At 38.2% G+C, this 387-nt stretch carries 1 protein-coding gene; it reads right to left on the bottom strand.

The annotated features are described in order from the left end of the window. Positions 1-382: fasciclin domain-containing protein (locus tag AOA62_RS25700; protein ID WP_368665714.1), on the bottom strand; the 382-nt coding region annotated here is incomplete at its 3' end. Positions 383-387 lie beyond the last annotated feature (5 nt).

Here is a 387-nt window from a genome sequence, read left to right as displayed (position 1 = left end):
CCCCATTAGATGCTTCAATATCAGCAGTCACTACTTCTGCATCATTCACTTTTACTGGGTCAAGTGAAATTGTTATTGATGATCCGTTTAATGTTTCAACAACTGCACCATCAGCTAAATCAGAGGACATAACTTTACCTGATACGACATGATAAAGAAGAATATTTGATAAATCATCAGATTCTAACAGCTCACCAGCTTCAATATTTAAGTCAGCTAATAATGCTGCAAATGCATCATCTGTTGGTGCAAATACAGTGAATGGACCTTCTCCTTTTAACGCATCAACTAAATCTGCAGCTTGCACAGCAGCCACTAAAGTCTCAAAGTCATCTGCAGCAATAGCAGTATCTACTATATCTGCGTCACTATCTCCTAACACACTTG

Source organism: Pseudomonas sp. 2995-3 (genome assembly GCF_002742565.1).
GTDB lineage: Bacteria > Pseudomonadota > Gammaproteobacteria > Pseudomonadales > Pseudomonadaceae > Aquipseudomonas > Aquipseudomonas edaphica.
The sequence above is the reverse complement of the archived record's forward strand: the minus strand, read 5'-3'. Positions and strand labels throughout refer to the sequence as shown.